Origin of the sequence: Microvirga sp. 2MCAF35, from assembly GCF_052115545.1 — a bacterium.
Lineage (GTDB): Bacteria > Pseudomonadota > Alphaproteobacteria > Rhizobiales > Beijerinckiaceae > Microvirga.
Map to the genome: position 1 here is coordinate 57,882 of NZ_JBFRGW010000026.1, position 8,682 is coordinate 66,563.

The following is an 8,682-nucleotide window of genomic DNA, read 5'->3' on the forward strand; positions in this document are numbered from 1 at the left end:
GCTTGGCAGTCGATATTAGTCTAGAAGCTCTTCTTGAGTGACTCTCAGTTCTTTCACCACAAGGGCCGTTGATGACGGGTGGTCCCAACCCATTCGAAGCGCTGATCGCGCAGCTTGCTACCGAACCCGGCTTGAGCCTTCTGGCCGAGCCTGGAGCGGGCGTGCTCGTCTGGGATCGGGCAGGGGAGAGGCTGCTCTGGGCATCGCCTGCCGCTGAAAAATTGCGGAATGCGCTCACCGATGAAGATGGCCGGACCAGCCCAGGTCTCCGGGCCCGGGATCGGATCAAGGCGCTGGCAGAGGGGCTTGCACCCCAGCATGGCGCCCTAAAGGAGCGCCTGCGGCTCGATCCCTCCCGTCCGTGGCTGCCGGTTGCAACCCTCTGCCGCCTGGCGTCCCTGGAGAACGGCGAGACCGTTCTCGTGACGGCCTTCGTCGGACCCGTGCCGAAAGAGCCCTCTTTCTCCCGCTCGGCCCGGCCATCGGAGCCTCCAGGCAGCGAGCCATCAACGCAAGTGGAAGACGATACCACTCGTCTGCCGGAAAGGCGCCCCGGTCCGGTTCGCTTCATCTGGCACACGGATGCAGCAACACGTTTCACCGATGTATCACACGATCTTCCCCTGGCTGTGGGAGCCATGGCCGGCAACATCGTCGGCCAGACCTGGGAGGAGGTGTCACGGAGCGTCGTGGAGGATCCGGATGGGAGTGTCGCGGCCCTGTTCGCCCGCCGCGAGACCTGGAGCGGGCGCACGATTCTCTGGAGCATCGACAATTCCCCGCTGCAAGTCCCTGTTGATTGGGCCGGGATGCCTGTCTTCGGCCCAGGCCGGGAGCTCATCGGTTTCCGGGGCTTCGGCCTCCTGCGCATGGACGCCGTCCAGGAGCGGACGATTCCGGATGCGGCCGCCGATCTGATTGCGCAAAGCCTTGTCAACGACGAGACCCTGCCGTTCCGTCCACCTGAGGAAATGCCGGCTGACGAGCCTGCGGACGAGGCCGCTCCCTCGGACGAGGAAACCTGGTTCTCGAACTTGCGCAACCAAGTGGCCGCGGCGCTCTCCGGCCCGAAGTCGCACGAGCCTGAACCCGACGAACGCTCCCGCCCTGCCGAGAAGCAGCAGTCCCAGGGATCGGGCCTCTCCAGCACGGAGCGCAACGCGTTCCGTGAAATCGCGCGTGCCCTTGGAGCACGCCTCAAGGAAGGTACGCCCTCGACCGAGGAGGCTGATCCCGAGGAAATCGAGCCCGCCGTAGCGCCAGAGCCGATACTTCCCCTGCCATCCATGACCCCGGCGGCTCACAACGATATTCTTGACCGGCTGCCGATCGGGATTCTGGTCCATCGCCGCGAGACTATCCTGTTCGCCAACCGGTTCCTTTTGGGCCTGACGGGCTATGAGGATGTCGAGCGGATCCGGTCCGCTGGCGGTATCGTTCATCTGTTCCGAGGTTCTCCCGCTCTCGGTGGGACGGGCGACGAGGATTTCGCACTCGCGCTGACCACGCAGAGCAACGAGAACATCGCCGTCAGCGTGCGCTCCTCCTCCGCCGAGTGGGAGGGTGAGCCGGCGGACCTGATGGTCATCCGCAGGGCGTTGAGCGTGGAGACACAGCCCCAGGACAGCCGCGTCCAGGAGCTGGAGGCAATTCTCGACACGGCGACCGACGGCGTGATCGTGCTCAATGAGACGGGGCGGATCCTCTCGCTCAACCGCTCGGCCGAAGCGCTGTTCGGCTACGATGAGCAGGCGGTGGCGGGCGACGCCATCACCGTGCTCCTGGCGCCGGAAAGCCACATGGTGGCCCTCGATTATCTCGAAAGCCTGCGCTCGCCAGGCATGCGAAGCCTGCTCAACGACGGGCGCGAGGTCGTCGGCCGGGAGCGTCAAGGCGGATCGATCCCGCTCTTCATGACTATGGGGCGATTGGGCGACGGGCCGAACCGGCGGTTCTGCGCGGTTCTCCGCGACATCACGGCATTCAAGAGGACCGAGGGCGAGCTCATCGGTGCCAAGCACGCGGCCGAGGAGGCGAGCGCCCAGAAATCCGATCTCCTGGCTACCATCAGCCATGAAATTCGGACGCCCTTGAACGCCATTCTGGGCTTCGCCGAGGTCATGCTCGAGGAGCGGTTCGGAGCCATCGGCAATGACCGCTACAAGGAATATCTCAAGGACATTCACGCATCCGGCTCTCATGTGATCAGCCTCGTGAACGACCTCCTGGATCTCGCCAAGATCGAGGCCGGTCGGCTGGAACTGTCCTTCACGGGGGTGAGCCTGAACGAGCTGGTCTCGTCCTGCGTGACCCTGCTTCAGCCGCAGGCCGCGCGTGACCGCATCGTCATGCGCATGAGCTTCGCCCCGAAGCTGCCTCCAGTGGTGGCCGACGAGCGCTCCATGCGCCAGATCGTGCTCAATCTCGTGTCCAACGCCATCAAGTTCACGGATGCGGGCGGGCAGGTGATCGTCTCCACCGCCATGACCGACCAGGGCGAGGTGGCTTTCCGGGTGCGCGATACCGGCATCGGCATGACGCCCGAGGAAGTCGAGGCCGCCCTCGAGCCGTTCCGCCAGCTAGCCACGTCGCGCAGGCGTGGCGGCACCGGGCTCGGCTTGCCGCTCACCAAGGCGCTCGTCGAGGCGAACCGGGGAGCGCTCCAGATCGCGAGCCAGCCGAGCGAAGGTACCCTCGTCGAGGTGATTTTCCCGCCGACACGGGTGATGGCGGGATAGTGCCACGCTTCACCCTGCGCCGTGCCACTTTATCGGATATGCCGGCTGTCGCGCGCCTGAACCGCTATGTCCGCACGACCTGTCTGCCTTATCTGCCGGATCTCCACACGCCGGAGGAAGATCTGGCCTTTTTCCGCGACCATGTCTTTCCCACGTCCGAGGTGTGGATTGCGCGGGCCGAGGAGCGGCTGATCGGATTTGCCGGAGCAAGGCTCGATTGGCTAGACCATCTGTATGTCGATCCGGCCTGGCACGGACGCGGTGTCGGACAGGCTCTTCTATCCGCCGTCAGAACGGATCGACCGGAGCTCAATCTCTGGACCTTCCAGGACAACGCACAGGCTCGCCGCTTCTACGAACGGCAGGGCTTTCAACTGGTCGTCACGACAGATGGCTCCGGCAACGAAGAACGAATGCCCGATGCCCATTATCGGTGGGTGCGGGATTAGCCCTTTGAGGATCGGCTCCTATTGCGGTTATGAGAGGGCGCAATACGTTGTGGCGTGATATCCCCCGGGCCGAAGGATCGCCATGTCTACCTATCGCCTCGACAAGCTCTTCAATCCCCGCTCTATCGCGGTGGTCGGCGCCAGCCCGCGTCCGAGCTCTCTCGGCCTGACCTTCCTGCGCAACCTTATTGCGGGCGGCTTCCAGGGGGAACTCTTCGCCGTCAATCCGCATCATGTCGAGATCGAGGGAAGGCCTTGCTTCGCCTCCCTGTCCGCGCTCCCCGAAGTGCCCGATCTCGTCGTCGTCGCCGTGCCGCCGGAGCGGGTGCTGAACGTGATCGTGGAGGCCGGGGAGGGCGACGTGAGCGCCGCCATCGTGGCGACGGCGGGCATGGGCTATGGCGATGGATCCTTAAGCGATCAGGTCAGGCTTGCGGCTCGCGCCCATGGCCTGCGCATCGTCGGGCCCAACTGCATCGGCGTGCTGGCCCCGCGCGCCAGGATGAATGCGAGCTTTGCGGCCCACAGCGCCAAGCCCGGCGATCTGGCGCTCGTGTCCCAATCGGGCGCGGTGGCGGCGGGCCTCGTGGAATGGGCGGCGCAGCGGCAGGTGGGTTTTTCCGCTATCGTCTCCCTGGGCGACAAGGTTGACGTGGACTTCAGCGATTGCCTGGACTTCTTTTCTGCCGACAGCGGGACCCGGGCGATCCTGCTTTACATCGAATCCATCGGCAACGCGCAGAAATTCATGTCCGCCGCCCGTGCGGCCGCGCGCGTCAAGCCGGTGGTGGTCATCAAGGCCGGGCGTCATGCTCAAGGGGCGCGGGCGGCCGCGACCCATACGGGCGCGCTCGCCGGATCCGATGCCGTCTACGACGCCGCGTTCCGCCGCGCCGGATTGCTGCGGGTGCTCGATCTCGACCAGCTCTTCGCGGCGGCGGAAACACTCGGGCGGCAGAAGCCGTTTCCTGGCAACCGATTGGCACTTCTTACCAATGGGGGTGGTATCGGGGTTCTCGCCGTCGACCGGCTGATCGACCTGGGCGGGACGCTCGCGACCCTGTCGGACAAGACGCGCGAGACCCTCAACGCGATCCTCCCGCCGACCTGGTCCCGGGGTAACCCGATCGACATCATCGGGGACGCGGAACCGAGCCGCTACGCGGGTGCGCTCGAGGCGCTGCTCTCCGACCCGGAGAACGATGCCGTTCTCATCCTCAACGTCCCGACGGCCATCGCCGGGGCCTCCGACGTGGCCGCCGCCGTGGCGGACGTGGTCAAGCGGGATCGTGCCCGGGGGTACCGGCAGAAGCCGGTCTTCGCCGCCTGGATCGGCGAGGACCCGGACTCGGCGCGCGTGTTCGAGGAGGCGCGGATTCCGCATTTCGCCACCGAGGCCGATGCGGTCCGCGGCTTCATCCAGCTCGTGCGCTACCGCGAGGCGCAGGACCAGCTCATGGAGACGCCGGACAACCTGCCCCACGACTTCGACCCGGACCCGGACGCGGCCCGCGCCGTCGTCGAACACGTGCTGGCGCAGAACCGCCGCTGGCTCGATCCCTTGGAGGTCAACGCGCTCCTGCGGGCCTACGACATTCCGACCGCCCCGGTGATCCTCGCGACGACGCCGGACGAAGCGGCCGATGCGGCCCGGCCGATCATTGCCGAAGGCGGCACGGTGGCCGTGAAGGTTCTTTCCCCCGACATCGTCCACAAATCCGATATCGGCGGCGTGAAGCTCGACCTGACGACCGAGGAGGCGGTGCGCAAGGCCGCCGCCGAGATCTTCGAGCGCGCCGCCCGCCTGAAGCCGCAGGCGCATGTGACGGGCGTCACCGTTCAGCCCATGGTGCGGCGGGCGAAGGCCCGCGAGCTCATCGTGGGTCTCGCGGACGATCCCTCCTTCGGTCCCGTCGTGCTGTTCGGGCGCGGCGGCACGGCCGTGGAGGTCATCAACGACAAGGCGCTGGCGCTGCCGCCACTCGACTTGAAGCTCGCCCACGACCTGATCGCCCGCACCCGCGTGTCGCGACGCCTGAAGGCCTATCGGGACGTTCCGGCGGCCGACGAGGGGGCGATTGCTCTCGCCCTGGTGAAGCTCGCCCAGATGGCGGCCGATATCCCCGAGATCCGCGAACTCGACATCAACCCGCTGCTCGCCGACCATACCGGCGTGGTCGCGGTCGATGCCCGGGTGGCGGTCGCGCCCGAGACCCGGAAGGGCAGCGGCCATCCGCGCTTCGCGGTGCGGCCGTACCCGAAGGAATGGGAGCGCCATATCGAGCTGCGCAACGGGCGGACGGCTTTCGTCCGGCCCGTCCGGCCGGAGGACGAGGCGGAGTTCCGGCGCTTCTTCGAGAAGATCACGCCGGAGGACCTGCGCCTTCGCTTCTTCGCCCCGGTCCGCGATTTCAGCCACACGTTCCTCGCCCGCCTGACGCAGCTCGACTACGCGCGTGCCATCGCGTTCGTCGCCTTCGATGGCGACACGGGTGAGATGATGGGAGCGGTCCGTCTCCATGCGGATGCCAACCACGAGACCGGTGAATACGGCATCCTCCTCCGCTCCGACCTCAAGGGCCTCGGCTTGGGCTGGGAGCTGATGCGGCTGATGATCGAATGGGCGAAAGTGGAGGACCTGCGGGAGATCGAAGGGCAGGTGCTGCGCGAGAACACCACCATGCTCGACATGTGCCGCAATCTCGGATTCACCATCCGGATCGATCCGGACGACCCGGAACTGCGCCTCGTCACCCTGCCGATCGCCACGATCGAGGAGCCGGGCAAGCTCGCTCAACCGGCATGACAGGAAAAAGCCCGCCGTGCGGGCGGGCTCACAAAGCTCTCACCTCATCCTGAGGAGCCTGCGCGGCAGGCGTCTCGAAGGATCGTCAGCGCGCACTGGAGGCGCCCTCGTCCTTCGAGACGGTCACTGACGTGACCTCCTCAGGATGAGGGCTCAGGTTAATGCCAGTCGATAAGCCAGACTTTCGGGGTGAGGCTTGTTCCATGCAATAAGCGCTCAGTCGTCGTCCTTGACCCCGCCGATATGCTTCTGGGCGTAGAGCTCGATGCCGACCTGTTCGACGAGGTTGAGCTGGGTTTCCAGGAAGTCGATATGACCTTCCTCGTCCGCCATCAGTTCCTCGAACAGGTTCTTCGACACGCGGTCGCCGATGCTGTCGCAATAGGCCGCGGCCTCGCCGTAGAGGTTGCGGGCGTCGTATTCCGCCGCGAGGTCGGCTTCGAGGATTTCCTGGATGTTCTGGCCGATGCGCAGGGGATCGAGCACCTGCAGGTTGGCGAAGCCTTCGAGGAAGATGATCCGCTCGATGAAGCGGTCCGCATGGTGCATCTCTTCGATGGATTCCTTGCGCCAGGCTTTCGCAAGCTCCTTGTATCCCCAATCGTCCAGGAGCCGGTAATGCAGCCAGTATTGGTTGACCGCCGTCAGCTCGCTGCGCAGGCCGCGATTGAGATACTCGATTACCTTGGGATCACCCTTCATCCTACCCTCTCGTCCAACCGGCACTGGGCGCGCCGGATCTGTCTTTAGAGGATTCATGAATTAGGGTGAAAGCCTTTTTGTTCAAAGGGTGGGTTCGGCAGCAGCCTTTTCGAGCACGGTCGGGCAACAGCCGCGGCTGCAGGCCGCGATGGGTTCCACGCCCGCATTGATCAGGGCCTGGTCCATGATGGCGCGGATGGTGCGGGCGCAGCGGCCGCAATTGGGGCTACAGCCGAGACAGCGATAGACCTGCGCCGGAGTGCGGGGGCATCCCGGTCCCGGCTTAAGGCACGCTTTGACATCGCCGTCGGAGAGGATGTTGCAGGAACAGACGATCATTTGTTGTTCTAGTTTAGAATGACTAAAAACTACGTGTGTTATCAAAGACTTAACTGAAAATGCAGCGGAGCGCCAGCGTGATTGCCTGTGCCCGGATGTCACGGTTAAGGTGTAACAATCATCCCAGGCGCTTGAACAGGCCAGGATAGTTGAGAACGAAGCCGTCCTCGTCCACGGGAAGGTCTGCGGTGAACCCGCTCTCCAGGCTCTCGAAGCGATAAAGCGAGCCTGCATCGAGTGCCGTGTAGCGTTGGTTGGCCGGAGAGGCGATCAGGTCCGGCACCGTGATGTAGCAGAGGCGGATATCCATGCTCTCGCCGGTCTCCAGGTCGAGGCGCCGGATGGGCAGGGTGTTGGTCAGCGGCGTCGCCTGGATGTCGATGTCGATGCAGCCCTGGAGGTTCGGTCGAACCTTGCCGTTCTCCTGCCAATGCCCCTGGCCGTCGCTGGCAAGATGCAGCACATGCCCGGCGGTCGTTCTGAGGATGACCTCCTTGGTGCGCCACAGGGCATCGAGCTTGACGCGATAGGAGAGACCGAACTTGGTCTCCTCCTCCTGAGCGATCACGACGCCCGAGATGGCAAGGCCGCCATCGGCGGGCCGCACGTCCACATGCTCCATGCCGGCACCGCAGCCCTCCCAGGCCGACCAGCGGATGGTGCGGAAGATCAGTGTCGGGATGGACATGCCGAGCCTCCAAGCTTCACGGCGTTCATGCCGGAGGATTATGGCTCAGCTGGAGAGCTTGTCGAATCGAGTTCTGTGTGGGGACAGGCAGGGATGCCGCTGTCGACTTGACGGCAGGACTCGCGATCGTCCTACTTCTCACCGGAGGCCTTGGGCAGCACAAGGATCATCGCCGTGAATCGAGCCGAACTCTCCGAGGTCTATCGAGCTTACATTGACTGCTTGAATGCGCAGGACTGGCCGAAGCTGGAGCAGTTCGTTCATGACGATGTCCATTACAATGATCGGCTGGTGGGGCTCTCGGGCTATCGCACGATGCTGGAGAGAGACTTCTCTGAAATTCCGGATCTCCACTTCGACATTCAAAGGCTCGTTTCCGATCCGCCCTGCATCGCGAGCCGGCTGGGCTTCGACTGTATGCCGAAGGGAACGTTCCTCGGGCTCCCCGTGAATGGCAAGAAGATCTCCTTCACCGAGAACGTCTTCTATGAATTTCGAGGCGACAGGATCGGGAGAGTCTGGTCGATCATCGACAAGGCCGCCATTGAAGCTCAGATCTAATGCCTTTCCTCCCTGCTGAGAGTAGGGCAATTCGGTGAGATCTTCCCGCCATACTCGTGGCTGCCATGACAGTGGAGGGTGTCATCCCCGGCGAGCCGAAGGTTCGGGAAGGGGATCCACTGACACGCACGGCGCGATGGCTTCCCTTCCCCTGCGCTACGCTCCGGCCGGGAATGACACCTGCCACGTCATGGCCGGGCTTGTTCCGGCCATCCCGATACGGTGGGGCTTGACGCTTCAATCAATCGAGATCACCGGGCTTGTTGTAAAGTCCGGGGACACCCCTGACACGTGTTCGGAGAGATCCCTTACAGAGTTGGGTCTGTGTCGGGTGCGTTGAGATCGAGGGCTGCAATCTCGTGGGCGCCGAAGCAGATGGCAAAGCAGCCGTCGGGGCGG

Annotated in this window: 7 protein-coding genes; 4 read left to right on the forward strand and 3 right to left on the reverse strand. The window is 64.4% G+C overall.

Going from position 1 to position 8,682, the window contains the following annotated elements:
• Positions 1-71 precede the first annotated feature (71 nt).
• The 3 genes from AB4097_RS14340 (at position 72) to AB4097_RS14350 (ending at position 5,993) form a co-directional block, all read left to right on the forward strand.
• Positions 72-2,738, forward strand: coding sequence for an ATP-binding protein (locus AB4097_RS14340; protein WP_442040642.1), 2,667 nt, complete (start codon positions 72-74; stop codon positions 2,736-2,738).
• Positions 2,738-3,187 carry a GNAT family N-acetyltransferase gene (locus tag AB4097_RS14345; protein WP_442040644.1) on the forward strand — a complete coding sequence of 150 codons (450 nt, stop codon included), beginning with the start codon at positions 2,738-2,740 and terminating at the stop codon, positions 3,185-3,187. The genes AB4097_RS14340 and AB4097_RS14345 overlap by 1 nt, the downstream gene beginning before the upstream one ends.
• 82 nt (positions 3,188-3,269) lie before the next feature.
• Positions 3,270-5,993 carry a bifunctional acetate--CoA ligase family protein/GNAT family N-acetyltransferase gene (locus tag AB4097_RS14350; RefSeq protein ID WP_442040646.1) on the forward strand — a complete coding sequence of 908 codons (2,724 nt, stop codon included), beginning with the start codon at positions 3,270-3,272 and terminating at the stop codon, positions 5,991-5,993.
• Between the two features lie 216 nt (positions 5,994-6,209).
• Here the strand turns inward: AB4097_RS14350 and bfr are convergent, their stop codons facing one another.
• From bfr to AB4097_RS14365, 3 genes are all read right to left on the reverse strand, one after another.
• Positions 6,210-6,695: a bacterioferritin gene (gene bfr / locus AB4097_RS14355; protein ID WP_442040648.1), complete on the reverse strand. Its 486-nt coding sequence runs from the start codon at positions 6,693-6,695 to the stop codon at positions 6,210-6,212.
• 81 nt (positions 6,696-6,776) lie between these two features.
• On the reverse strand, positions 6,777-7,034 hold the full coding sequence (locus AB4097_RS14360; protein ID WP_442040650.1) for a (2Fe-2S)-binding protein: 258 nt from the start codon (positions 7,032-7,034) through the stop codon (positions 6,777-6,779).
• Positions 7,035-7,152: 118 nt separating this feature from the next.
• Positions 7,153-7,722 (reverse strand): putative glycolipid-binding domain-containing protein, encoded by a 570-nt coding sequence (locus AB4097_RS14365; protein WP_442040652.1) that lies wholly within the window; start codon positions 7,720-7,722, stop codon positions 7,153-7,155.
• Positions 7,723-7,896: 174 nt separating this feature from the next.
• On the opposite strand from AB4097_RS14365, the gene AB4097_RS14370 reads away from it, so the two are divergent.
• Entirely contained in the window at positions 7,897-8,283 is a 387-nt protein-coding gene (locus tag AB4097_RS14370; protein WP_442040654.1) for an ester cyclase, read from the forward strand.
• Positions 8,284-8,682: the final 399 nt, after the last annotated feature.